This window comes from Microbacterium sp. STRO-1N, from assembly GCF_057748015.1.
Map to the genome: position 1 here is coordinate 3522025 of NZ_CM173234.1, position 23107 is coordinate 3545131.

At 68.4% G+C, this 23107-nt stretch carries 23 protein-coding genes and 1 riboswitch; of the genes, 8 read left to right on the top strand and 15 right to left on the bottom strand.

Translation table 11 applies throughout. The features are described 5' to 3' along the window. Nucleotides 1-2: 2 nt before the first annotated feature. The 3 genes from AC3ANJ_RS17025 to AC3ANJ_RS17035 all read right to left on the bottom strand — a co-directional run bounded on the left by AC3ANJ_RS17025 (nucleotide 3) and on the right by AC3ANJ_RS17035 (nucleotide 4276). Nucleotides 3-1379 (bottom strand): reverse transcriptase family protein, encoded by a 1377-nt coding sequence (locus AC3ANJ_RS17025; RefSeq protein ID WP_488317328.1) that lies wholly within the window; start codon nucleotides 1377-1379, stop codon nucleotides 3-5. Between the two features lie 361 nt (nucleotides 1380-1740). Beyond that, the gene (locus AC3ANJ_RS17030) at nucleotides 1741-2754 is read right to left on the bottom strand and encodes an aldo/keto reductase family protein (RefSeq protein WP_488317329.1); all 1014 of its coding nucleotides are present in this window, start codon (nucleotides 2752-2754) and stop codon (nucleotides 1741-1743) included. A 73-nt stretch (nucleotides 2755-2827) separates the two neighbouring features. Further along, nucleotides 2828-4276 (bottom strand): aminotransferase-like domain-containing protein, encoded by a 1449-nt coding sequence (locus tag AC3ANJ_RS17035; RefSeq protein WP_488317330.1) that lies wholly within the window; start codon nucleotides 4274-4276, stop codon nucleotides 2828-2830. Between the two features lie 19 nt (nucleotides 4277-4295). Between AC3ANJ_RS17035 and AC3ANJ_RS17040 the strand changes: the two genes are divergently transcribed. Further along, nucleotides 4296-4646: a hypothetical protein gene (locus AC3ANJ_RS17040; RefSeq protein ID WP_488317331.1), complete on the top strand. Its 351-nt coding sequence runs from the start codon at nucleotides 4296-4298 to the stop codon at nucleotides 4644-4646. A 98-nt stretch (nucleotides 4647-4744) separates the two neighbouring features. Here AC3ANJ_RS17040 and AC3ANJ_RS17045 read toward each other — a convergent pair whose 3' ends face one another. Then, nucleotides 4745-5314: a TetR/AcrR family transcriptional regulator gene (locus AC3ANJ_RS17045; protein WP_488317332.1), complete on the bottom strand. Its 570-nt coding sequence runs from the start codon at nucleotides 5312-5314 to the stop codon at nucleotides 4745-4747. Between the two features lie 64 nt (nucleotides 5315-5378). Here AC3ANJ_RS17045 and AC3ANJ_RS17050 point away from each other — a divergent pair, with 64 nt between their 5' ends. Beyond that, on the top strand, nucleotides 5379-5990 hold the full coding sequence (locus AC3ANJ_RS17050) for an NAD(P)H-dependent oxidoreductase (RefSeq protein WP_488317333.1): 612 nt from the start codon (nucleotides 5379-5381) through the stop codon (nucleotides 5988-5990). Between the two features lie 43 nt (nucleotides 5991-6033). Here the strand turns inward: AC3ANJ_RS17050 and rlmN are convergent, their stop codons facing one another. Further along, on the bottom strand, nucleotides 6034-7308 hold the full coding sequence (gene rlmN, locus AC3ANJ_RS17055; protein ID WP_488317334.1) for a dual-specificity RNA methyltransferase RlmN: 1275 nt from the start codon (nucleotides 7306-7308) through the stop codon (nucleotides 6034-6036). 65 nt (nucleotides 7309-7373) lie between these two features. On the opposite strand from rlmN, the gene AC3ANJ_RS17060 reads away from it, so the two are divergent. The 3 genes from AC3ANJ_RS17060 to AC3ANJ_RS17070 are packed head-to-tail and all read left to right on the top strand — an operon-like array spanning nucleotide 7374 to nucleotide 9251. Further along, the gene (locus AC3ANJ_RS17060; protein ID WP_488317335.1) at nucleotides 7374-7829 is read left to right on the top strand and encodes a hypothetical protein; all 456 of its coding nucleotides are present in this window, start codon (nucleotides 7374-7376) and stop codon (nucleotides 7827-7829) included. Between the two features lie 55 nt (nucleotides 7830-7884). Continuing rightward, a complete protein-coding gene (locus tag AC3ANJ_RS17065; protein ID WP_488317336.1) occupies nucleotides 7885-8523 on the top strand; it encodes a bifunctional 4-hydroxy-2-oxoglutarate aldolase/2-dehydro-3-deoxy-phosphogluconate aldolase in 639 nt (212 codons plus the stop codon). Next, nucleotides 8520-9251 (top strand): sulfite exporter TauE/SafE family protein, encoded by a 732-nt coding sequence (locus tag AC3ANJ_RS17070; protein WP_488317337.1) that lies wholly within the window; start codon nucleotides 8520-8522, stop codon nucleotides 9249-9251. Before AC3ANJ_RS17065 ends, AC3ANJ_RS17070 begins: the two co-directional genes overlap by 4 nt. Nucleotides 9252-9263: 12 nt before the next feature. Here the strand turns inward: AC3ANJ_RS17070 and AC3ANJ_RS17075 are convergent, their stop codons facing one another. After that, nucleotides 9264-10094 (bottom strand): SDR family oxidoreductase, encoded by an 831-nt coding sequence (locus AC3ANJ_RS17075; RefSeq protein ID WP_488317338.1) that lies wholly within the window; start codon nucleotides 10092-10094, stop codon nucleotides 9264-9266. Nucleotides 10095-10121: 27 nt separating this feature from the next. Next, nucleotides 10122-10883: an SDR family NAD(P)-dependent oxidoreductase gene (locus AC3ANJ_RS17080; protein WP_488317339.1), complete on the bottom strand. Its 762-nt coding sequence runs from the start codon at nucleotides 10881-10883 to the stop codon at nucleotides 10122-10124. 97 nt (nucleotides 10884-10980) lie between these two features. On the opposite strand from AC3ANJ_RS17080, the gene AC3ANJ_RS17085 reads away from it, so the two are divergent. Then, nucleotides 10981-11340 (top strand): DUF488 domain-containing protein, encoded by a 360-nt coding sequence (locus AC3ANJ_RS17085; protein ID WP_488317340.1) that lies wholly within the window; start codon nucleotides 10981-10983, stop codon nucleotides 11338-11340. A 48-nt stretch (nucleotides 11341-11388) separates the two neighbouring features. After that, nucleotides 11389-12114: a phosphotransferase gene (locus AC3ANJ_RS17090; RefSeq protein ID WP_488317341.1), complete on the top strand. Its 726-nt coding sequence runs from the start codon at nucleotides 11389-11391 to the stop codon at nucleotides 12112-12114. A gap of 133 nt (nucleotides 12115-12247) precedes the next feature. Here AC3ANJ_RS17090 and AC3ANJ_RS17095 read toward each other — a convergent pair whose 3' ends face one another. From AC3ANJ_RS17095 to AC3ANJ_RS17130, 8 genes are all read right to left on the bottom strand, one after another. Next, entirely contained in the window at nucleotides 12248-13267 is a 1020-nt protein-coding gene (locus AC3ANJ_RS17095; protein ID WP_488317342.1) for a LacI family DNA-binding transcriptional regulator, read from the bottom strand. Continuing rightward, the gene (locus AC3ANJ_RS17100) at nucleotides 13264-14172 is read right to left on the bottom strand and encodes a carbohydrate ABC transporter permease (RefSeq protein WP_488317343.1); all 909 of its coding nucleotides are present in this window, start codon (nucleotides 14170-14172) and stop codon (nucleotides 13264-13266) included. The genes AC3ANJ_RS17095 and AC3ANJ_RS17100 overlap by 4 nt, the downstream gene beginning before the upstream one ends. Next, complete coding sequence (locus tag AC3ANJ_RS17105; RefSeq protein WP_488319304.1) at nucleotides 14169-15050, bottom strand: carbohydrate ABC transporter permease; 882 nt, start codon at nucleotides 15048-15050, stop codon at nucleotides 14169-14171. The genes AC3ANJ_RS17100 and AC3ANJ_RS17105 overlap by 4 nt, the downstream gene beginning before the upstream one ends. 70 nt (nucleotides 15051-15120) lie before the next feature. Then, nucleotides 15121-16458, bottom strand: coding sequence for an ABC transporter substrate-binding protein (locus AC3ANJ_RS17110; RefSeq protein ID WP_488317344.1), 1338 nt, complete (start codon nucleotides 16456-16458; stop codon nucleotides 15121-15123). A 45-nt stretch (nucleotides 16459-16503) separates the two neighbouring features. After that, nucleotides 16504-17976, bottom strand: coding sequence for a glycoside hydrolase (locus AC3ANJ_RS17115; RefSeq protein ID WP_488317345.1), 1473 nt, complete (start codon nucleotides 17974-17976; stop codon nucleotides 16504-16506). A 154-nt stretch (nucleotides 17977-18130) separates the two neighbouring features. Beyond that, the gene (locus tag AC3ANJ_RS17120; RefSeq protein ID WP_488317346.1) at nucleotides 18131-18910 is read right to left on the bottom strand and encodes an energy-coupling factor transporter transmembrane component T family protein; all 780 of its coding nucleotides are present in this window, start codon (nucleotides 18908-18910) and stop codon (nucleotides 18131-18133) included. Further along, complete coding sequence (locus tag AC3ANJ_RS17125) at nucleotides 18907-20358, bottom strand: ABC transporter ATP-binding protein (RefSeq protein ID WP_488317347.1); 1452 nt, start codon at nucleotides 20356-20358, stop codon at nucleotides 18907-18909. Before AC3ANJ_RS17125 ends, AC3ANJ_RS17120 begins: the two co-directional genes overlap by 4 nt. 7 nt (nucleotides 20359-20365) lie before the next feature. Next, nucleotides 20366-21019, bottom strand: coding sequence for an ECF transporter S component (locus AC3ANJ_RS17130; RefSeq protein ID WP_488317348.1), 654 nt, complete (start codon nucleotides 21017-21019; stop codon nucleotides 20366-20368). Continuing rightward, nucleotides 21012-21121, bottom strand: a riboswitch (TPP riboswitch). (Overlaps the previous gene by 8 nt.) Nucleotides 21122-21181: 60 nt before the next feature. On the opposite strand from AC3ANJ_RS17130, the gene AC3ANJ_RS17135 reads away from it, so the two are divergent. Next, a complete protein-coding gene (locus AC3ANJ_RS17135) occupies nucleotides 21182-22939 on the top strand; it encodes a D-alanyl-D-alanine carboxypeptidase family protein (RefSeq protein ID WP_488317349.1) in 1758 nt (585 codons plus the stop codon). Nucleotides 22940-23107: the final 168 nt, after the last annotated feature.

Sequence of the window (23107 nt, forward strand, 5' to 3'; positions counted from 1 at the left end):
GTCTACCAGCGGATGCGGAGGAACTCCTCTCTGAGTCTCCTCCCGCGGTCGGGATTCACACTCTCCACCCACGAGATGCGCCCGAGCAGGTGAGCACGGAAGTCGCCGACATGCGCACGATTCTGCGTCGCCGGACCCAGCGTCACGCAGTTGTGGATCGTCGCCTTCAGCCGGTCGTAGTCGGCTCGCGAGACGTTGGTGCGCTGGTTCACAACGATCCCGGTGACGGTCTGGCGGACACCTCTTTGCCTGAGCCGCGTCTTCTTCGCATTGACCGAATGCCCCTCGTCTTCGACGATTCGCCGGGCGCCGCGCACGAAGGCGTCCGGTCGCTTCGCGAGCATCTCGCCACCGCTGAAGGCGAGATCGTCCGCGTATCGTGTGTAGGTCGCCCCGACCGCGGCAGCCCAACCGGTCAGCCGGGAATCGAGCCGGCGGATGGCGAGGTTGGCCACCATCGGCGAAGAAGGAGCACCCTGCGGAAGATGAGTGCCCGCCAAGGCCCGACGCAGCGCGAATCGCTCGTCCGATGACCCGCCCTGCGGCATCGCAGCGAGAACGCGGGGCGGGACGGCATTCGTACATAGCCCCGTGATCGTGTGGGCGACCGGCTCGGAGAATCCGGACTGACGCAGCGTGCCGTAGATGCGCCCGGCAGTCACGCGCGCGAAGAACGTGGTGAGGTCGAGGCAGATGACGATGTCCGAGTCGACGTGGCGGGAGGCCCCGGTGATCGCACTCCGCCCCGGTATGAACCCGTGCGCGGCATCGTTGACGGGGACCAGGGCGAGGACGCCCTGCAGGAGGGTGCGCTGGACGTGGCGAAGACGCCTCTCCGGGATCTCCAGCAGTCGCGGAATCCGTCCGGGTCGCGTTCGCCACTCGTAGCAGTAGTGGTGGAGCGGTCCGGAGGGTGCGCGGCGATTCCACTGCTTGTTGTCTGCAAACCAGTCCAACTCGCCGACGCTCAATTCGAGCATCGCGGCGAGCTCGGCGACACTGTCGATCCTGGGCAGTGCTCCGGCCGTCTCGCGCGAGTGCGATGCGGTCACGGTGCGATGCGCGATCCGGAGCGAGGACCCTCGTTCGTTCGCCTTCCGCACCGCTTCGCGGTATGCGGGGGCGTCGCGGACGTGCGCCGCGAGCAGTCGCGGAGCATCGACAGGCGGGCGGACGAAGCTCTCCAAGACGTCAGCGACAAGCGGCCTGAGCCAGCGTCGGCGGGCACCGAGGACGAACGCTCCGGCTTCGATCAGGTGATCGGCCGACCACTCTTCGGCCGCGAGGAATGCATCTGCCAGGGCATCCGCTACTGCAGACGGGGTCGGATGCGGTGCCCGCGCGACGACCCGGGCGCCCGGCGCCGCCCTGTCCGTCATCAGGTGGCAGCCGTCCGAGCACGGCGCTCGGCGTCAGGAGCGGGCGTGCGATGGCCCGCGGCCGACTCGTCCATCAGTGCGGGCGCGGAGCTGCGCGGAGCGCAGTCGAGCGCCTGCGGCGGTCGTCCCAGATCGACTTGCGTCCTCCGGGGTAGCCCCGGAGAGGGCGGAACACGGCGTGAACCACCCGCCTCGTCCGCAAGCCATCGCACGGCGCAACCATAGCAAGGTCGACCGACACCGCGGCATCCGTCATGCGGTCACTCCCGGCATCCGGCGTGACCTCTCCGCAACGGCGAGACCCCGTCGCATCCACGTGGATGCGACGGGGTCTCGCCGGCCGGACGGGGTCTCGCGGGGGTCAGACCAGGCGGGCCTTCGGCGAGACGCCGTAGGTGTCCTCGGCATCCGAGAAGACGACGTCGCCCAGTGCCGTGTCGATCGCCGCGAGCGTGTCGGCATCCAGCGTCACGCCGGAGGCCTTGACGGTGTCGGCGAGCTGTTCCGGGCGGGATGCCCCGACCAGCGCCGCTGCGACGTTCTTGTTCTGCAGCACCCAGGCGATCGCGAGCTGCGGCATGGTGAGACCAGCCTGCTCCGCGATCGGCTTGAGGCGCTGAACCGCCGACAGGGTGTCGTCGTTCATGAAGCGCTTGATGAAACCGGCGCCGCTCTTCTCATCCGTCGCGCGGGAGCCCTCCGGCACCGGCTGCCCCGGCAGGTACTTGCCGCTGAGCACGCCCTGCGCCATGGGCGACCAGACGATCTGCGAGATGCCCAGCTCTTCGGATGCCGGGACGACCTTGCCCTCGATCACGCGATGCAGCATCGAGTACTGCGGCTGGTTCGAGATGAGCTGGATGCCGAGCTGCGTGGCGAGCGCGTGCCCGTCCCGAAGCTGCTCCGCCGTCCACTCCGAGACGCCGATGTACAGCGCCTTGCCCTGCCGGACCACGTCGGCGAAGGCCTGGAAGGTCTCCTCCAGCGGCGTCTCGTAGTCGTAGCGGTGCGCCTGATAGAGGTCGACGTAGTCGGTGCCGAGGCGCTCCAGCGAGCCGTTGATCGACTCGAAGATGTGCTTACGGCTCAGACCTGTGTCGTTCGGCCCCTTGGGACCGGTCGGGAAGTAGACCTTGGTGAAGATCTCGAGGCTCGCGCGACGCTGACCCTGCAGAGCCTTGCCGAGCACGACCTCGGCCTCCGTGTTGGCGTACGTGTCCGCCGTGTCGAACGTGGTGATTCCGGCGTCCAGAGCCGCGTGCACCGTCTTGACCGCGGCGTCGTCGCCGACCTGCGACGCGTGCGTCACCCAGTTGCCGTAGGTGATCTCGGAGACCTTGAGGCCGCTGTTGCCCAGAAAACGATATTTGACCATGACTCAACGCTAGCGGCGACGGATGACCTGCGGATTCGAATCGGGCAGATTCTTCACCGTGTGACTCCTCGAGTCAGAGCCCCGCGCGATAGTCGCGCCACGCTTCGCCGAGCCGGCGGACGCCTTCGGTCAGCACCTCGTCCGGGGCTGTGAACGGAATCCGGATGTGATCGTCCGGCGAAGTGGAGGCTGCGAACTCGGCGCTCCCGGCGACCGAGACGCCGTGGACGGCCGCGGTCCGCGCGAACGCATCCGCCGATCCGGCCGGGATCTGCGCCCACAGCGACAGGCCTCCGCGCGGTGCACGAAAGGTCCACTCCGGAAGATGCTCCGCCATCAGCTGCAGCAGCAGAGCGAGGCGATCCTGGTGAGCCCGGGAGACTTCGCGCTGCAGGTCGGCGGTATGCATGAGCAGATCACTCGCCAGTAGCTGGGCGGGGACGCTGGTCGACTGATCCGCGAGCTGCCTCGCGCCGCGCAGCCGCCGGACCAGAACCGGGTCGGCCCGCAGCCATCCGATCCGAAGGCCTGCCCACGCCCATTTCGACACCGACTCGACGACGATCACCGGGGCATCCGGACGCTCAGCCGCGAGGGTCGGTGGGACGACGCCGTCGAACGAGATCCCCGCGAGCACGCGGTCCTCGACGACGGGCACGCCGTACTGCGCGGCGAGTTCAGCCACGCGTCGTCGCGACTCGACGGGCAGCCGGGTTCCGGTCGGGTTCTGATGATGCGGGTTGAGCGCGACCAGCGCCGGCCGCAGGCGTGCCATCGCGATCTCCAGGGCCGCGGGGTCCAGGCCCTCGTCACCCATCGGGATGCCCTGAACGCTGCCGCCGCGCAGCCCGACGGAATCGGTCACGCCGGGCCAGGTCACCTCCTCGGCGAGCACGATGTCGCCTGGCCCGACCAGCGCATTGACGACCAGGCTGATCGCCTGCTGCGCGCCGTGCGTGACGAGGATCTGCTCCGGCGTCGTCGGCGTGCCGGCGGCCGTGAGCATGTCGGCGATCTGAGCGCGCAGCATCGGAAGACCTGCGGGGTCGGTCTCGGGCAGCAGAGCGAGATCCAGTCGCGGCTTGTGGTTGCGGATGAGCTCGACGGCCGTCGGCGGGATCAGCGGCACAGAGCGCAGCAGATCGATCGCGTTCGGCAGCGACGAGAACAGCGCCTCTCCGCGACCGGCGCGACCCGGCTGAGAGACCGGCGACCCGGCGATGCGCGTACCGCTGCCCTGTCGGCGTTCGACCGCGCCGCGCTCCGCGAGATCGGCATACGCCGCGACTACGGTGCCCCGCGACACCGAGATCGCGGCGGCGAGCGCCCGCTCGGCCGGGAGTCGGTCACCGGGGCGCAGCTCGCCCGTGCCCACCAGAGCCCGGATGCCGTGCGCCAACCTGCTCGACAGCGTGCCGTCCCCGTGCGCCCATCGGCCGAGTCGTGCCGCAAGTGCCGTGGAATCGACGATGGCCGTCCGGTGGTCCACCAGTCGTGGATTGGCACTGTCTTCGAAGCTCATACTCATGAATTCTGGTCCAATGAGCCGTCACGAGCAGACCGATTCGCCATTCGCTGGGCCATTTGCGCACAATTGGACCATCGAGGCGCTTCTGGAATGGTTCGCCGCCGATGACGCCCGCCTCAGCGACGTCACCCTGCGGGCACCATTGCGAGACCTGGAGGAGGCGATGACGGGCACCAGGTGGACGCTCGATCTCGACGCATCACTGACCGGTTCACGGCTGACGCGCGAACCCGCGATCGTGAGCCTGGTGCGATCGATCGCACTGCATGTGTCGCGGCATCCGGCGCTGCGCGCCCACACCGTCGCCGAAGTTCTGCGCCATCGAACTCCGGTCGCAGAGACTGTCGTTCCGGCGCGCGCTTAGCGACGGATTTCGCGACCTGAACGGCGGGAGTACGCCGCGCGACAGCGGGCTCGGCGCCCCGACCACCCGCGTCGACGACTGCCGAGCCAGACCGCCCCCTAGGCCGGCAGCATCCGCCTGATCGCGGCATCCTCGGCGGCGAGCGCGGAGTCGAGATCGAAGTGCCCGGCCGCGCACAGCGTGCCGAGGCCGTGAATGAGGCCCCACAGCGCGAGGACGTTCGTCTCCTTCGCGAGTCCGGCGGCGACCGCTGCAGCCCCCAACGACTCTTCGAGCTCGGCGATCAACGGCGCCATCGTCGCCGTCGGAGCGCCGGGAAGGCATACGGTCGGGTCGTAGACGACGTCGAAGCCGTTCGGGTTCTGCACGGCGTAGCGGATGTACGCGCCGCCGCCCGCGATCAGCGCCGATACCGGGTCGCCTGCATCGGCGATCGCCGAGCGAACCACCGAGACGAGATCGGCCATGCTGCGCTCGGCGAGCACTTTCAGCAGGCCCTGCCGGTCAGCGAAGTGGTGGTACGGCGCGTTGTGACTGACGTTCGCCGACCGCGCGACCTCGCGCAGGCTGATCTCCTGCGCCGGCTTGTCCTCGAGCAGCCGCATCGCGGCCGCCTCGAGCGCGTGGGCGAGATCACCGTGATGATAGGCCGTTCGGGAAGTTGACACGAGCAACATTGTCTCCTATGTTGACACTGTCAAGCAAATGGACACTGTCAACATAGGAGATCACATGACCACCGCATTGATCATCGACGGCCACCCGGACGCCCGCTCGCTCACCGCCGAGCTGGCTCGACGGTACGCCGCAGGGCACGGGAACGCTCGCGTGCTGGCCCTGCGCGACCTGGACTTCGACCCGCACCTGCGCTTCGGCTACCGGGAGCGGATGCTGCTCGAGCCCGATCTCTCCGACGCGAAGGAGGCCCTGCACGATGCGGACACCGTCGTCGTCGCGACGCCGCTGTGGTGGGGATCGGTCCCCGCCGTGCTCAAGGGATTCTTCGACCGCGCACTGCTCCCGCAGCAGGAGTACCGCTACACCAAGCTCGGCCTGCCCGAGGGGCTGCTCACCGCGCGCCGTGGCAGACTCCTGCTCCTCGCCGACACCCCGTGGTACGCGGCGCCCTTCACCGGGCTGCCAGCGCAGACGCAGGTCGCCCGCAACACGCTCCGGCTCTGCGGCATCCGATCCGTGCGCACGCATCGGATGCTGGGAGTGAAGGATGCCGGCCCGGAGCGGATCTCGGCCTGGCTCGACCGCGCCGAGCGACTCGGCTCACGCGACGGGAGCGCGGGCGCCGGCGTTCAGGTCGCACAAAGTGTCGCTTCAGCGCACGTTTAGCAACAGATTCTGCGACCGGAACGAGCGCAGGAGCGAAGCCGGCTCAGACCGCGGCGGCTGCTGCCTCGTCCTCGGTCGTCGCGACGAGCTGACCGCAGGCCCCGTCGATCTCCTTGCCACGCGTGTCGCGGAGGGTCGTCGGGATGCCGGCGTCGTTGAGGCGGCGCACGAACTCGTTCTGCACCCACACCTCCGACGCGGTCCAGATGGATCCGGGCGTCGGGTTCAGCGGGATCGGGTTCACGTGCACCCAGCCGCGTCCGCGCGCGTTGAGCTTGTCCGCGAGCAGGTCGGCACGCCAGCCGTGGTCGTTCATGTCCTTGATGAGCGCGTACTCGATGGACACGCGGCGGCCGGTCTTGTCGAAGTACTCTCTTGCTGCATCCAGAGCCTCGTCGACCTTCCACCGCGAGTTCACCGGGATCAGCTCATCGCGCAGCTCGTCATCCGGCGCGTGCAGCGAGAGGGCGAAGGTGACCGGGATGTCCTCGGCGGCGAGCTTGCGGATCGCCGGCACGAGGCCGACCGTCGACACGGTGATGCCGCGGGCGCTCATGCCCAAGCCGTCCGGCTGGGCGTCCACCATCGTCCGCACGGCGTGCATGACGCGGTTGTAGTTGGCCATGGGCTCGCCCATGCCCATGAAGACGATGTTGCTCACGCGCTCCATCGAGTGGTCGTCGCGCTTCTTGCCGCCCAGCTCGCCGTTCGCGATCGCACGGTTGGCTCTGACGACCTGCTCGATGATCTCGGCAGCCGACATGTTGCGCGTGAGGCCCGCCTGGCCGGTGGCGCAGAACGGGCAGTTCATGCCGCAGCCGGCCTGGCTCGACACGCACAGCGTGATCCGGCCCGGATAGCGCATGAGCACGGACTCCACGAGCGCGCCGTCGTGCAGACGCCACAGGAACTTGATCGTGTCGCCCTTGTCGGTCTCGAGACGGCGCACCTCGGTCATCAGCGGAGGCAGCAGGCCGGTGACGAGTTCCTCGCGGATGCCGGCGGGGAGGTCGGTCATCTCGGCAGGGTCCGAGGTGTAGTGCTTGAAGTAGTGGGTCGCGAGCTGCTTGGCGCGGAAGCCGGGCAGCCCGAGCTCCTTCACCTTCTCGACGCGCTCGGCCGGGGTGAGATCAGCCAGATGCACCGGCGGCTTGCCGCGCTTCGGGCTGGCGAACTGCAGAAGGGGCCGCCCCTCGGCATCCTTCTTCTGCGTCCAGCCCTCGGTCGTGGGCCGCACCTGCGGCGTGCCGGATGCCGCGGGCGCCGTCGTGGGACGCACAGCGCCGGTCTTGCGCGGCGCACGGGAGGTGTCGGTCATGTCTTCCAGGGTACGGCGTCACGGCTGAGAGACAGCGGGATCGACGGCATCCGTAGACTGGCGGCGTGGAATGGCTGTGGATCGCGCTGGGCGTCGTGGGCGTCATCATCCTGTTCGTCGGGCTCGGCAAGACGATGCGGCCGACCGTTCCGCCGACCCCGATCACCATCGCCACGACCGCGGATACCGCCGCCGAGATCGACCGTCTCGTCGCCGAGGGCAACAAGATCCAGGCCATCAAGCTGCTGCGCGACAGCACCCCTGGTCTCACCCTTCAGGAGGCGAAGAACCGCGTCGACGCCTGGTCTCCGACCACCCCGGCCACGACCGCGATCCCGAAGGTTCCCACCTCGGCATCCGCGCTCCCGCCCGAGGCGATCGCCGAGATCGACGCCCTCGTCGCTTCGGAACGCAAGATCGAGGCGATCAAGCTGCTGCGTGCGCACACCGGGTGGGGACTGAAGGAGTCCAAGGACCGCATCGACGGCTGGGTCCCAGGGCAGACGGGCCGCCACCTGTAATGACAGGCCTTCGGGATGCGAGAATGAACGCACGCCGCCCGACGAAGGAGACCCCATGACTGCCCGCCTCGACCGCGCCCGCTCCACCGGGGTCCTCGCCGTACTGCGCGCCCCCTCGCCCGAGCTCGCTCTCGAGGCATCCGAAGCCATCATCCGCGGCGGCGTGACCGGCATCGAGGTCACCTACTCGACTCCCGATGCTCCGGCGGTGATCCGCGAGCTGATCGCCCGCCACGGCGACTCCGCTTACATCGGCGCCGGCACCGTGACGACCGTCGAGCAGGCCGAGGCGGCGGCCGCGGCCGGCGCCGAATTCCTGGTCAGCCCCGGCACGCTCCCGGACCTCACCCGCGCCATGCTCGACACCGGCCGCGTCGTGATGACCGGCGCAATGACGCCCACTGAGGTCATGGGCGCTCTGGCACTCGGCGTCGACGTCGTGAAGATCTTCCCCGCTTCACTGGGCGGACCGTCCTACCTCGGCGCTCTGCGCGGGCCGTTCCCCGACGCCCCGCTCATGCCCACCGGCGGCGTGAGCCCGGACAATCTCGCCGCCTGGTTCGCGGCCGGATCCGTGGCCGTCGGCGCGGGCGGCGATCTGGCGAATGCCTCGTCGATCAAGGCATCCGACTGGGACGACCTGACCCAGCGCGCCGAGCGATTCTCCGCAGCGCTCGCCGCCGTGCGGGCGTGATCGAGCTCACCCCGCTCGCCTGGGCTCTGCTGGGCGTCGCCGCGCTGGTGGCCGGCCTCGGCAAGACCGCGATCCCCGGCAGCGCCACGGTGTCCGTGGTGCTGTTCGCAGCGGTGCTGCCGGCGCGGACCTCGACCGCCGCGATGCTGCTGCTGTTCATCGTCGGCGACGTGTTCGCGCTCATCGCGTACCGCCGCCACGCGCACTGGCCGACGCTGCTGCGACTCGCGCCAGCGGTCGTGGCCGGGCTCGTGCTGGGATTCCTGTTCCTCGCGTACGGCGACGATCGCATCGTCCGCCGCGCGATCGGGGTCATCCTGCTCCTCATGATCGCGGTGACGCTGTGGCGCCGGCGACAGGCCGCGAAGGCGGTCGGCGGGCCCATGCTCGGCATCACCTACGGCACGATGGCCGGGTTCACCACGATGGTCGCGAATGCCGGCGGCCCGGTGATGTCGATGTACTTCCTGGCGACCCGGACGCCCGTGCAGGTCTTCCTCGGCACATCGGCCTGGTTCTTCGCGATCGTGAACCTGGTGAAGGTGCCGTTCCTCGCGGGCATCGGACTGTTCACTCCTCAGGTGCTCCTGATGGACCTGCTGCTCACCCCGCTCGTCGTCATCGGCGCGCTCGTCGGCCTGAAGCTCGCGAAGCGGATGCCGCAGCAGCTGTTCGATCGACTCGTCATCATCCTGACGATCGTCGGTGCCGTGTACCTGCTGATCTGATCCCGGCGCCGATCAGTCCAGGAAGATGTCCGGGAACAGCGCGCTGTCCGGTGTGCCGGGGATCGCCGCATAGCCGGAGAAGTCCGTGATGCCGTCCGCCTCGAGCACGTCCTCGACGATCAGGCTCTGCCCCGTGTATTCGCGCGCCGGCTTGGTCAGCACGGCGTATGCGGCATCCGCGTAGATCTCAGGCGTCCGGCTGGCCGCCATGACCTTGTCGCCGCCGAGCAGGTTCTGCACAGCTGCGGTGGCGATCGTGGTCCGCGGCCACAGCGTGTTCGCAGCGATCCCGTCGCGGGCGAACTCGGCAGCGAGCCCCAGCGTCGCCATCGTCATCCCGAACTTCGCCAGCGAATAGCCTGCGTGCGCACCGAGCCATTTCGGAGTCGGGTTCAGGGGCGGCGACAGCGAGAGGATGTGCGGGTTCTCGGCATCCTTCAGGACCGGAACGGCCGCGCGCGACAGCATGAACGTGCCGCGGACGTTGACGTCCTGCATGAGGTCGTACTTCTTCGCGCCGAGATCGAGCGAGCGCGACAGGTCGATCACGCTGGCATTGTTGAGGAGGATGTCGATGCCCCCGAATTCGCCGACCGTCTTCAGTACGGCTTCGGTGATGTCGTCATCCTCGCGGACGTCCCCGACGATGGGCAGAGCGTTGCCGCCGGCCGCGCGGATCTGCTCCGCCGCGGTGTGGATCGTGCCCTCGAGCTTCGGATGCGGGGTGTCGGTCTTCGCGAGCATCGCGATGTTCGCGCCGTCGCGCGCAGCCCGCAGGGCGATCGCGAGGCCGATGCCGCGGCTGCCGCCCGACATCAGGATGGTCTTTCCTGCCAGGGTCATGCGTTCTCCAGTCTCAGCGGTTCGTGTCTACTTCGGCGCCATACGGATGGCGCCGTCGAGTCGGATGGTCTCGCCGTTCAGATAGCCGTTCTCGACGATGTGCTGCACGAGGGCGGCGTACTCGGCGGGCCTGCCCAGGCGCGCGGGGTACGGCACCTGCTCGCCGAGCGATGCCTGCGCCGCTTCGGGGAGCCCCGCCAGCATGGGCGTCTCCATGATCCCCGGGGCGATCGTGCACACACGGATGCCGTAGCGGGCGAGTTCGCGCGCCACCGGAAGCGTCATCGCATGCACGCCACCCTTGGATGCCGAGTAGGCGGGCTGTCCGATCTGCCCGTCGAAGGCTGCGACGCTCGCGGTGTTGACGATGACGCCGCGGTCGCCGGAGTCCGTCGGCGTCGCTTTCGCGATGATGGCGGATGCCTGGGACAGCACGTTGTACGTGCCGACCAGGTTGATGCGGATGATCCGCTCGAAGTCCTCCAGGGACCCCGGGTCGCCCTCGCGGTCGAGTACCTTCGCCGGGGGCGCGATGCCGGCGCAGTTCACGACGATGCGCAGCGGCGCCTCGGTGTTCGCCACGGCGACGGCGGCCGCGGCATCCGCTGGGCTGGTCACATCGCCGGGGGCGAACGCGCCGCCGAGCTCTGCGGCAAGCGCGGCACCGGCCGAACCCGGCAGGTCGAGCAGGGTGACGTGGGCGCCGGCCGCGGCGAGAGCGCGAGCGGTGGCGAGGCCGAGTCCCGAAGCGCCGCCCGTGATGAGGGCGCCCGATCCCTGGATCTGCATGCTGTTCTCCTTCGAACGATCGTGCAACTCAGTTCCAGCTTACGCGGTTCCGAGTCCCACGCTGGCGGAGGGCGCCCGGCGGGTGTTGGCTGGAGCCATGGAACTGCGTCGCAAGCGAGCCTACGACACCGCCGAAGCGTCCGACGGGTTCAGAGTGCTCGTCGATCGGCTCTGGCCACGGGGCGTCTCGAAGGAGCGCGCGGCCATCGATCTCTGGGCCAAGGACACCGCTCCGAGTCCTGAACTGCGCACGGCATGGCACGCGGCGTCCGACGACGAATGGGACGCGCACGCCGACCGCTATCGGGCCGAACTCGCGCACGAGACGGCGCCGGCGCTGGCCGCGCTGGCGGACGAGCTGCGCACGCACCCGGTCGTCACGCTCGTCTACGCAGCGCACGACGCGCAGCGCAATCATGCGGTCGTGCTGGAGGAGGCACTTCGCGAACTGCTGTGAGGCTGTGCGAGCATCGATCAGGATCTGTGAACGCCGAAGGGATCCATCATGTCCATCCCCGCCTCCTCGATAGACACGCCGAAGCGCGTGCTCGAGCTCGCAGACGGTGCGGCGCTCGTCCCCGTGTGGCAGAACCAGCTCGGCGGGCTGACGTTCCGCACCGACGACGATCGCTTCATCAAGTGGGGTCCGCACGATCTCGAGGCGAACATGCGCGACGAGGCCGAGCGGATGCGCTGGGCCCGGCGCTGGACGCGCGTCCCGGCCGTGATCGAGCAGGGTCAGGATGCCGAGCACGAGTGGCTCGTCACGTCGGCGATCGACGGCCGCAGCGCCGTCGATCCGCGCTGGATCGCGGAGCCGACTGCGGCCGTTCGCGCCGTCGGTGGGGGACTGCGGATGCTGCACGACGCCCTTCCCGTCGACGAATGCCCGTGGGAATGGAGCGTGGCGAGCCGCTTCGCGAACGCCGAGCGTCGCGGCATCCGGATCCCCGACGAGCTGCGCGACGCACCCGAGATCGACCGTCTCGTCGTGTGCCACGGCGACGCCTGCATGCCCAACACGCTGCTCGACGACGCCGGTCGCCCGATCGCGCACGTGGACCTGGCCATGCTCGGCACCGGCGACCGCTGGGCGGACATCGCCGTCGCGTCGATGAGCACCGAGTGGAACGTCGGCCCCGGCTTCGACGACCTGCTCATCGAGGCGTACGGCGTCGAGCCCGACCGCGAGCGCCTGTCCTACTACCGCGACCTGTGGAACGCCGGCTGACTCAGGCCCCCACGAAACGGAACGTGCCGACCGCGACCGCTGCGACGATCGCCACCGCCATGATCGCGCGCGTCGTCCGTCCGGCGCAGCCGCGCACAGGGCACCATCGTTCGACGTGACCCGCTCGGGTCGGTCATAGCGAAGCCCGGCGAATCGGAGGGCAGGCGATGAGTATCGGCTGCCCGTCCGCGGGAGTGTCGATTCCGAGGAGGACCCGTACCCCGGCGGCGCCGAGTTCGTAGTGCGGCAGCGCGACGGTGGACAGCGGCGGCCGCAGGTGGGCCGCGATCACGTCCTGGTTATCGAAGCCGATGACCGCTATGTCGTCCGGGATGCGGCGTCCCCGCTCGCGCAGCCCGTCGTAGAGGCCCATGGCGACCCGGTCGTTGTGACAGAACACCGCGGTGGCACCCGAGGCGAGGACTTGCGGGGTCACGGCGTAGCCGCCCTCCTGCTCTGGAGAGGCGGGGAACACGAGCGCCTCGTCGAAGGCGAGGCCAGCCGTTTCGAGAGCGGACCGGTAGCCGGCGAGTCGTCCGGTCTGCGCGGGCGAGAAGGTCGTGGTGTTGATGAACGCGATGCGCTGGTGACCTGCCGCGATGAGTTCGTCGGTGGCGGTTCGTCCGCCTTGTGTTTCATCGGGTATGACTGCGGGCAACCCGCTCCCCGGGGCGAAGCAGTCCACGAGGACGGTGTCGGTCTGATGCAGCGTTTCCGGCGGTGTGATCTCCCGGTGATACCAGGTCGAGTAGAGGATGCCGTGGACCTGATGCTCCAGCATCATGGCGATCGCGTCGTTCTCGGCTGCGGTGTTGCCGTCGGTGTTGGCCACGAGCAGGACATAGCCGTGCTTCCAGGCCTCGTCCTGCGCACCGTGGATGATCTGACCGGCGAACGGCGTCGTCGCGACCTGGTCGGTGACGAGGCCGATGAACCGGGAGGTGCCCTGGGAGAGGGTCTTCGCGAGCGCGTTGGGTCGGTAGCCGAGGGCTGCGACGGCGTCCTTGACCCGACGTCGGGCGTCGTCGCCGATTCGTGCTCCTGATTTGTTGTTGACGACGTGGGAGACTGTGGCTATCGAGACGCCGGCCGCCTTGGCGACGTCTCGCATCGTGACGTTCGCCGGGTGACCGCCTTGTCCTGTGGCGCTCATCCTTTTGTCGCTCCGCTCTCCAGGCCCTGAATCATCGCCTTGTTGAGGACGAGAAAGACCAGCAACAGGGGTGTCACTGTCACGCAGACCGCGGCGAAGGTCGCCGTCCAGTCGGTGTTGCCCATCGCTCCAATGTAGTTCTGCAGGCCGAGCGGGATGGTCTTGAGCCCGTCCGAGAGCACGAACGTGTTCGCGAAGATGAAGTCGTTCCAGATGAAGATGCTGTTCACCAGCACCACGGTGATGATCGTATTCACCGACAGGGGCGAGGTGATCGTGAGGAAGATCCGATACGGCCCTGCCCCGTCGAGCGAGGCCGCCTCGTACGTCTCCCGAGGGATGTATTCGTAGAACGACGAGAACAGGTATACCGACATCGGCAGCGCGAACGCGGCCAGTGGGATGATCATCGACAGGTGCGTGTCGAGGAGCCCGACCTGCGAGTAGTCGATGAACAACGGCACGAGTGCGATCTGCACCGGGACGATGATGCCGAGCAGGAACAGGGCGCGCACGGCGCCGCTGAACCGGAAACCGAGCACCTGCAGTGCGAACGCCGCCATCATGCCGGCCACCACGATCAGGATGCTCGCGCCCAGGGTGACGATCAGGCTGTTCACGATGTTCAACCACAGGTTGCCGGTCGCGAACGCGCGACCGTAGTTCTCGAGCGTGAATTCGGTCGGCAGGGCGAACGGGTTGCCGCTGGCGAAGTCGCTCGCGGTGCGGAAGCTCGTCAGGAGCAGCCAGGCCAGCGGGTAGACCTGCACGATGACGATGAGCGCCACGGTGACGGTGAGCAGGGTCCGTTGCACGCGCAGGCGAGTGCTGCCGCCGGGTCCGGCTCGCTGGGGCCGAGGGGCGGGCGGTGTCGGCACGGCCGCCGGGGGTGCAAGCACGGTCATGAGTCGTTCCTTCGACGCAGCATGAGAAGGATGAGTCCGACAGCGACGAGACACTCGACCACGATGAACACCGAAATCGCGCTGGCGTAGCCATAGTCGGTGTGCACGAAGGCTGTCTTGTACATATAGGTGGTCAGCAGCTCCGACGCCTGGCCCGGGCCTCCTCCTGTGAGCAGATACGGGATGTCGAAGCCGCGCAAGGCAAACGTGGTCGCCATGATCGTGGTGGTGATCCAGACCGGCCGGATGTGGGGGAACCGGATGCGCCAGAACACCTGCCACCAGGAGGCGCCATCGAGGCGAGCCGCTTCCTCCAGTTCGCGCGGCACCGAGATGAGCGCCGCGTAGATGATCAGCATGTAGAGGCCGGTGAACCGCCAGCCCTCGGGGATCGACACCGCTGCGAGCACGGTCTGCACGTTCGAAAGCCACGCCGTCTGCAACCCCTCGAGGCCGATCCCGGCGAGCAATTGGTTGATGAGACCGACCGGATCGAGCGAGTAGATGCGCTGGAACAGGAAGGCGATCGCAACCGTGGAGATGATCGCTGGCAGCAAGTAGAGCGTCTTCACGACCTCGCGCGCCCGCGGGAGTGCGGTGAGCAGACTCGCCACGACCAGCGCACCGCCCAACTGCAGAACCAGACAGATCACGAGGTAGCCGAGGGCGTTGCCGAATGAGATCCAGAACACGTCGTCACGCGTGAACATCTTGATGTAGTTGTCGACGCCGACGAAGATCATGTCGGTGATGCCATCCCAGCGGAAGAAGCTGAGCACCAGCGACTGCAGGATGGGCAGCAGCACCGCGATCCCGTAGAGCAATAACGGCGGGATGAGGAAGACGGCGACGGAGAGCGCGGACCGACGCGGCAGCATCGATGCCAACGGGCGGGAGGGGCGCCGGGGTGAGCGCGGTCGTACCGCGCTCACCCCGGCCGTGGCGGTGTCAGCCATTGGTGTTCTCCGCGAGCGCCTTGTCCATCGTCTCGATGAACTCGTCCGGGGTGCTCTCGCCCTGCACCAGTAGCGTGAGCTCCTGCTGCAGTCGGGTGTTCGTCGTCGGGTCGAGCTGCGTGTCCCACGGCATCGCGATAGCGGAGCCGATGTCGTTCGCCTGCTCGAGCGCCTTCGTGTAGAGCGGGGTAGCTCCGGTGGGAACGGTCGTCTCGACGCTCGATGTCGGGGAGAACGCCCCGGTCTCGGCAACGAGTTCGGGGTACCGTTCGAGCGCGAACGCGAGAAAGTCCCGCACCAGCGGATCATAGGTCTTCGCGTTCACGGCCATCCCGATCCCAGAAGGAGTCACGTACTCGTTGTCGGCCGTCGCAGCACCTTCGATCGTCGGCAGGGTGAAGTAATCGATGTCCTCCCTCACCGCCGGGTCCAGCGCATCGGTCGCAAGGTTCCCGAGCTCCCACGTGCCGATGTTGTAGACGGCAGCCTTCCCCGACGTGAACTGCGCTTGCGCGTCGGCATATCCCGTCGCCGAGAAGCCCTCGGAGAAGCATCCGGCCTGCCCGAGCCCGTACAGCCATTCGGCAGCGGCACGACCGGCCGGATCGGAGAACGAGGCCTCGCCGTTCTTGAGAGCCTGCACATAGCCGGGGCCTTCGAGACGGAACGGGTAATAGGCCATATACCGTTCCAGCGGCCACTGATCCTGCCCGTCAAGAGCGATGGGCGTGACTCCCGCGGCGCGGAGGTCGGTGCACATCTGCGGGAAGTCGTCGAGGGTCGCGGGGACCTCCACGCCGGCTTTCTCGAAAAGTGCTGTGTTGTACCAGAAGAACTCGAGCTGGAACTCGAACGGCACCATGTAGAGCGAGCCGTCATCGAAGCGCTGATAGTTCAGCGCCGCCTCGCGGTAGTCATCAGCCAGGCCAAGGTCTTCGAGGAGCAGATCGACGTCGACCATGCGTCCTTGTCCGGCGAGCTTCTGCGCGAACGGGGTCGCATCGGTGTCGAACAGCTCGGGCAGCTTGTTGGCGGCGGCCAGGGTCTCGTACTTCTGAATGTATGAGGGGCGGTCGGGCGTGGTGATCAAGTTGAGTGAGAAGCCAGGGTTGTCGGCCGCGTACTCGTCCGCGATCTGCTCCATCGTGGTGATCACGCCGCCGTCCGCAGGTCGCGACAGCAGCCAGGAGATCTCGCGGGGGACGATCTCGCCGTCCGGGTCGATGTCGGTCGAATCTGTGCCTGTCGTGGCCCCAGTGCAACCGGACAGGAGGAGTGCGGTCGCAGCCGCCGTGGCGAAGAACGCCAACGTGCGTGCGGGTCGGGTCATGGTCAATCTCCTTCGATTCATGATTCGGGTAATTGTGGGTGCGGGTCAGGTGGCCGAAGCGGATGTGGTCGCGGAGTCGGCTGAGCGGATGGGGGCATCCGCGCGCTCATGGAGCGTGAAGCTCGAGACGACGACCGTACCGTCACCGACGAACGCACCGACGCGGCCGGTTCGGTGATCGTAGAGGCGGGTGCTCAGTACGACGGCGTCATCGACGGTCGCCACACACAGGTCGCCGTCAACGATCACCTCGAGCTCGTGACGTCCAGCCGGCAGGTGAACAGGGCGCTCGAGTTCGATCACGTAGGGCACGTCACCGGAGATCTGCCACTGCTCTGTGCCGGTTGAGCGGCGGGGCCACCGGTCAAGGACGAGACGATCGCGGTGCGGTTCGAGCCGAAGCGAGTACCCACGGTCGCCGTCAGCGGTCGCCCGCAGCAGCACTCCGCATTCGCGGGTGCCCTCGGCGATGTCGAGCACTGCGACGAGCCGGAACGAGTCGGGGGCTTCAGCATCCGTCACGACGCTCGTATAGCCATCCGGAGCACTCAGGACTGTGTTCGCCGAGAGCGCCGCCGTGCCGAAGTCAAACGTCTCGCGCAGTTCCTGCGAGGGATGGAACGCGAGTGTGCCGTCGGCGCGCTGCTCGGCTTCGAGCACCGACAATGTGCCCGCCCATTGCCACGCACCGTCGTCAGCCGCGCCCTCACGGGAGGCGATCCAGCCGAAGAACAGCCTGCGATCTCCACGGGCTGCGGACTTGGCAGCGTAAAAGGCCCGGCCGTCGAGGGTGTCGTGCTCGGGTGCAATCCACGGGCCATCGAGCGAACGCGACATCCGGTACCGGGTGGTGAACGAGTCGCTGAACTCCGAGGCGACGAGATACCACCAGTCTCCCCACTGGAACACCTCAGGGCACTCGTGGGCGACGCCGCGGCGCGGGTCCCAGAACGGCGGCGTCGGCTCCCAGGTGACGAGGTCGTGCGAAGTGCACTGTGCGACGACGCCGCGACGGCGGGCAGGGCCGTCGATGTGGCGGGCAGTGATGAGCATTCGCCAGAGGCCGCGTTCCTCGTCACGGAAGACGAAGGGGTCACGCCAGTCGGCCGTCTCGTACCCGGCCGTCGCGCCGAAGGTGCGGTCGGCGTGACGCTGCCAAGTCGCCATGCCGTCGTCGCTGGTCGCGTGCATGACAAGCTGCAGCGGCAGTCCGTCCGAACCGCAGCGTTCGGGATTCTGACCGGTGTAGAACGCGTGGTGCACTCCGTCGTGATCACGCACGATGCTGCCGGTGTAGATGTTGGTGTCGTCGGCTCCGGAGCCGCGAGACGCGATGGCTTCGCCCTCTTCAGCGAAGTCGACGAGATTCTCCGTCGTGATGCGGTGCCACGGCATCCCCTCTTTCGGAGTGCGTCTCGTCTCGTGCAGGTAGAAGAGGTGGAAGACGCCGTCCTCCTGCCAGGGGATGACATCCCCGACCCATCCGTCTGCCGGCTGGTAGAACCCTCGCTGGTTCATTCCTGTCCTATCACCCTTGGTTAATCGGTTACGCAAGAGAATAGCGCGGCATTCAACACCTGGTCAAGCGGTTAATCAGAATTCACACCGATGCGCAATCGATCCGACCGCGAGCGCCTGTCCTACTACCGCGACCTGTGGAACGCCGGCTGACTCAGGCCCCCACGAAACGGAACGTGCCGACCGCGACTGCTGCGACGATCGCCACCGCCATGATCGCGAGCCCTCCGACGAGGGCCACGGCATCCCTTCCGTGCAGGCGGGACGGGCGCGCCCAGGTGCGCTCGATTCCGGAGCCGAAGCCGCGGGCCTCCATCGCCATGGCGAGCTTGGTGCCGCGGCGCACGGCGAACACCAGGAGCACGAAGGCCATCGAGAAGAACCGGCGGACGGCTCCCGTGTCGCCCACCCCGCGCGCCCGGCGAGCGAGCCCCATCGTGCGCCAGTCGTCGATGAAGAGCCCGAGCATGCGCGCACCGGCCAGGATGCCGAGCACGAACCGGCTCGGCAGCTTCGCGACCTGCGCGAGGGCGTCGGCGAGCTCGGTCGGATCCGTCCGCCCGAACAACAGGATCGTCGGCAGACCCAGCGCGACGACGCGCAGGCTGACGGCGATCGCGAGCTCGATGGAGTCGTCGCTGATGGTGACGAATCCGAAGCTCCAGTAGACGTGACCCGCAGGTTCCGCGTAGAGCAGCATGCTGAGCCCGGCGATGGGCGCGAAGATCACGATCGGCAGCAGGCGCGTGAGGACCGTGACCAGGGTCAGTCCGGTCAACGGCAGGCACAGCAGCTGCAGCGCGATCGCCACGAGGGCGCTCGTCACATCGATCGATGCGAACAGCGGCACCGACAGAGCGAGGGCGAGCACGAGCTTCGTCACGGGGTTGACCCCGTCGAGCCAGGCGACCTGCTCGGTGTCGACGACGGTCATGCGCTCACCCGGCTCTCCAGTGCGATGCGGTGCCCGCCGAGGTGTCGGATCACGCCCTCGTCGTGCGTCACAGCGACGATCGACCGGCCGCGGGCGACCTCCTCCTGCAGCAGGGCGACGAGGGAGATCCAGCCGCGGCGGTCCTGCCCGAAGGTCGGCTCGTCGAGCACGATCACCTCGGGGGATGCCGCGAGCACCGTCGCCACCGACAGCCGGCGCTTCTGCCCGCCGGACAGCGTGAACGGGTTCGCGAGCGCGAGCGGGGCGAGCCCCAGTCGCTCCAGGAGCCCGTCGACCACGGCATCCGTCCGCGCCCGATCCCAGCCGAGCGCCTTCGGACCGACCGCCAGCTCGTCGCGCAGCGTCTGCGTGAGGAATTGATGCTCCGGCTCCTGGAACACCGCCCCGATTCGGGTCAGCAGCTCGCGCGACGACCACCGGAACGGGCGTCGGCCGGAGCGACCTGCCAGATCCGCTGCCGCGACCACCTCACCGGAACGCTCAGGGATCAGGCCCGCGAGGGTCAGCGCCAGCGTCGACTTGCCCGCGCCGTTCGGGCCCGAGACGACCGTGGCGCTCCCGCGAGGAACGACGACGTCGAGTCCCGCCTGGATGATCGTGCGCTGCTCGCGCGCGATCGCGAGATCGGATGCCGACAGCACCGCCTCTCCGGTGGCCGCGTCGAGCTCGGGCAGGTCGATGCCGGCATCCGGAACCCACACTCCGGCATCGGCCAGCGCCGTGCCGTGCTCGGAGAAGACGCGGGACGGCGAGCCGTCGGCCAGCAGCCCGCCGTCGGCGGCGAGCACGATGACGCGGGTCATGAGATCGGCCCACACCGGCGTGCGATGCTCGACGACGACGAGCGTCGCGCCGGTCGCATCGACCGCGCGCTCGACGCTCGCCCGCACCTCCCGGACACCCGCAGGGTCCAGGTTCGCCGTCGGCTCGTCCAGCAGGAGCAGGCCCGGCCGCATCGCGAGCGCACCGGCGAGCACGAGCCGCTGCTTCTGCCCTCCGGACAGCGCCTTGGTCGGCTGGTTCAGCGGCACGTCGAGCCCGGTCGCCTCAAGCGCTTCGGCCACGCGGCCCGGGATCTCGGATGCCGGAACGCCGAGGTTCTCGCATCCGAACGCGATGTCGTCGCCGACCTTGGACAGCACGATCCCGGCATCCGGGTCCTGCAGGACCAGCCCGGTGCAGCCACGCGCCGATTCGGGGGCCGCCCCGTCGATCAGCAGCGATCCGGTGCGCACACCCTCGTCTGCGTCACCGAGGACACCGGCGAGACCGGCGAGAAGGGTGGACTTCCCGGCCCCGGACGCTCCGAGCAGCAGGACGCGCTCACCCGGTTCGATCGTGAACGAGACGTCGCTGACGGCCGGCAGCTTCCGGCCCGCATAGCGCCAGCCCCACCCCGCGGCCTGGACGCGCACCGGGGCGTTCATGCTCAGCTCAGACCTCGCGGACGAGTTCTCGCCCCGCCGCGAAGCGATTCAGCGCCCCCGTGACGGCGAGCGCTCGGACGAGCAGCCATCCGACCACACCGGCGAGGATCGCCCCCGAGATCACGAGAGTCGTCAGGTAGATCGCGTTGAATTCGAGCGACTTGAGGATGTTCGGCGAGCTGCCGCCGAAGAACTCCCACACCCACGCACCGACCGCGGCGCCGACGCCCGCCAGCATCGCGACCGCGATTCCGAAGCGGCGGTAGAAGAACAGCGCGAAGACGAGCTCGGCTCCCAGCCCCTGGGCGATGCCGGACAGCACAGTGCCGACGCCCCACACGTTGCCGATGAGCATCGAGACGATGGCGGCGACGACCTCGACGACGAAGGCGGCGCCCGGCTTGCGGATCACGAGGCCGCCGATCACTCCACCGATCAGCCAGATGCCGACGGCGATGCCGCCCAGGCCGGGGGTCAGCGCATCGGCAGCCCCGAACCAGGCCCCGCCGATGATGTTCCAGCCCCAGAACAGCAGGCCGATCGCGACGCCGAGAACGGCGGCGACGACGATGTCGACGACGCGCCAGCGGTAGGGGTGCGCGACGGCGGAAGCCGTTGCTGCGTCGGTTGCTTCTGCGGAAGCGGATGCGGACGTACTCATCTGATCTCCTCCCTGCGCCGGCATGATCCGGATCAGGTTCGACGGTCGAAGCGCGGATCGCTTCCTCTCAGCCCGGCTCGCCGGACTCCCGTGGGTTGTGTGGACGATCATACTCCTCGGCCAATGCGGCGTTGTCACATGCGGATTCGGTACCGTATTCAAGTGACCCTCGATGAGCAGACCGACGACAGCGGCGCCCTGACGCGCCGTGAGCTGCGTCGACGCACGGGGGCGATCCCGGTGGCCACGGATGCGGATGGCGTCGGAACGGTCGACGCGACGAACGCGGATCCGGACGATTCGGATACGCCGACCACGCCGGTGGCCGTGACGCCCGAGGCCACCGTCGCCGAACCGTCTGCCGCCGATGCCGCACCGGCCGTGCCGGTCGCATCGACAGGACGCGATGCGGATGCCGATCCCGGGACGGCTGATGCGGATGCCGACGCGGATGCCGATCCCGGAGCCGCTGATGCGGATGCCGAGGCGGTCGAGAAGCCCGACGCGGATGCCGAGCTCGCCACGCTGCTCGCGGACCAGACCGGGGTTGCGCAGCAGACGGCCGCGTGGGCCGACGAGAACTCTCCGGCGACGGCCCTGCTCTGGGTGGATCCGATCGACGTCGAAGCAGCGACGCAGGCGGCACCTCTCGAGGCGCCGGCCGCGAACGGTGACGAGCCCGATCTGCTGGTGGGCGCTCCGCGTCGCGGATTCCTGCAACCCGGCATCCTTGTGCCGCTCGGCACGCTCGTCGCCCTCGGCGTCGCCTACACCGCGACCACTCTGCTGTGGCCTCTCCACGAACTGCCGCCCACGATCGAGGCCGTCGCCGTGACGCCGGCCGGCGCGACGGCGGCCGCCATGACATGGCCGGCTGTCGGGAGCGCCGGCGTCAGCGTTGAGGGCATCAGCTCGGCGGCGTCCACGACGGAGACAGCTCCGATCGCCAGCGTGACCAAGGTCGTGTCCGCGATGCTCGTGCTCGACGCGAGGCCGCTGCAGCCCGGCGAGCAGGGTCCGGAGTACGCGTTCGACTACGGCGACACCGTCGAGTACTGGTCGTACCGCAGCGACGACCAGTCCGCGCTGGATGTCCCGGTCGACGGAACGCTCACCGAGTACCAGATGCTTCAGGGCATCCTCCTCGGGTCCGCGAACAACTACATCGATCGCCTGTCGGACGAGATCTGGGGCTCCGACCGCGAGTTCGCCGCCGCCGCAGAGCAGTGGCTCGCGGCACGCGGGCTGAACGACATCACGATCGTGACGCCGGCCGGACGCAACGACCGCAACGTCGCCTCACCGGCATCGCTGACCGCCCTGGCCTCCATCGCCATGGCGAACCCGGTCTTCGCCGAGATCGTCGGCACCGCTTCGGTGGAGCTGCCCGGTGCCGGCCTCGTCACCAATTCCAACGGCCTGCTCGGCGATCCGGGGATCGTCGGGATCAAGACCGGCTCGCTGGACGACGACTACAACCTGCTCAGCGCCAAGGACGTCACGGTCGGCGACACGGATGTCCGCATCTATGCGTCCGTGCTCGGTCAGGAGAGCGACGAGGAACGGCTCGCAGCCAGCCGCGCGCTGTACGAGCAGGTCGAGGCGCAGTTGCAGGCCCAGGGTCCTGCCGTCACGGCGGACACGGTCGTCGGTGAGATCAGCACGCCGTGGGGCGCGAGCGCCGAGATCGTCACGGATGCCGACGCAAACGTCGTGCTCTGGAACACGACCGTGCCCACCGCCGAGGTGACGTTCGATCTGGGTGAAACACGAAAATCCGGCGCGGCCGTCGGCTCGATGAGCGTCACGGGTCCGGTGAACGCGGTGGAGATTCCCGTCGTGCTCGCCGAAGAGCTCGAAGGGCCCAGCGCCTGGTGGCGGCTGACGCATCCCTTCGAGCTGCTCGGCGTCACCGACTGACACCAGCGTGCGTCACCGAGGTGGCGCATTTGGTCGCGTGAGCGCGCGGGAGGCGGCAATAGGCGCCCCCTCCTCGAGCCCCTGCCCACGCACCGTGATCACCACCGGTTGCTGAGGTGGCGCATCACGCCGCCTCGACGCGCACGAGGCGACCAAACGCGACCCCTG

Bases quoted from the DNA above. Each gene is read 5' to 3' on its own strand.
- AC3ANJ_RS17050 (WP_488317333.1), top strand. From the start codon at position 5,379: ATGACCACCGCATTGATCATCGACGGCCACCCGGACGCCCGCTCGCTC.
- AC3ANJ_RS17105 (WP_488319304.1), bottom strand. From the start codon at position 15,050: ATGCTGCCGCGTCGGTCCGCGCTCTCCGTCGCCGTCTTCCTCATCCCG.
- AC3ANJ_RS17100 (WP_488317343.1), bottom strand. From the start codon at position 14,172: ATGACCGTGCTTGCACCCCCGGCGGCCGTGCCGACACCGCCCGCCCCT.
- AC3ANJ_RS17090 (WP_488317341.1), top strand. From the start codon at position 11,389: ATGTCCATCCCCGCCTCCTCGATAGACACGCCGAAGCGCGTGCTCGAG.
- AC3ANJ_RS17130 (WP_488317348.1), bottom strand. From the start codon at position 21,019: ATGAGTACGTCCGCATCCGCTTCCGCAGAAGCAACCGACGCAGCAACG.
- AC3ANJ_RS17025 (WP_488317328.1), bottom strand. From the start codon at position 1,379: ATGACGGACAGGGCGGCGCCGGGCGCCCGGGTCGTCGCGCGGGCACCG.
- AC3ANJ_RS17030 (WP_488317329.1), bottom strand. From the start codon at position 2,754: ATGGTCAAATATCGTTTTCTGGGCAACAGCGGCCTCAAGGTCTCCGAG.
- AC3ANJ_RS17115 (WP_488317345.1), bottom strand. From the start codon at position 17,976: ATGAACCAGCGAGGGTTCTACCAGCCGGCAGACGGATGGGTCGGGGAT.
- AC3ANJ_RS17065 (WP_488317336.1), top strand. From the start codon at position 7,885: ATGACTGCCCGCCTCGACCGCGCCCGCTCCACCGGGGTCCTCGCCGTA.
- AC3ANJ_RS17035 (WP_488317330.1), bottom strand. From the start codon at position 4,276: ATGAGCTTCGAAGACAGTGCCAATCCACGACTGGTGGACCACCGGACG.
- AC3ANJ_RS17110 (WP_488317344.1), bottom strand. From the start codon at position 16,458: ATGACCCGACCCGCACGCACGTTGGCGTTCTTCGCCACGGCGGCTGCG.
- AC3ANJ_RS17125 (WP_488317347.1), bottom strand. From the start codon at position 20,358: ATGAACGCCCCGGTGCGCGTCCAGGCCGCGGGGTGGGGCTGGCGCTAT.
- AC3ANJ_RS17075 (WP_488317338.1), bottom strand. From the start codon at position 10,094: ATGACCCTGGCAGGAAAGACCATCCTGATGTCGGGCGGCAGCCGCGGC.
- rlmN (WP_488317334.1), bottom strand. From the start codon at position 7,308: ATGACCGACACCTCCCGTGCGCCGCGCAAGACCGGCGCTGTGCGTCCC.
- AC3ANJ_RS17120 (WP_488317346.1), bottom strand. From the start codon at position 18,910: ATGACCGTCGTCGACACCGAGCAGGTCGCCTGGCTCGACGGGGTCAAC.
- AC3ANJ_RS17095 (WP_488317342.1), bottom strand. From the start codon at position 13,267: ATGAGCGCCACAGGACAAGGCGGTCACCCGGCGAACGTCACGATGCGA.
- AC3ANJ_RS17040 (WP_488317331.1), top strand. From the start codon at position 4,296: ATGAGCCGTCACGAGCAGACCGATTCGCCATTCGCTGGGCCATTTGCG.
- AC3ANJ_RS17080 (WP_488317339.1), bottom strand. From the start codon at position 10,883: ATGCAGATCCAGGGATCGGGCGCCCTCATCACGGGCGGCGCTTCGGGA.
- AC3ANJ_RS17085 (WP_488317340.1), top strand. From the start codon at position 10,981: ATGGAACTGCGTCGCAAGCGAGCCTACGACACCGCCGAAGCGTCCGAC.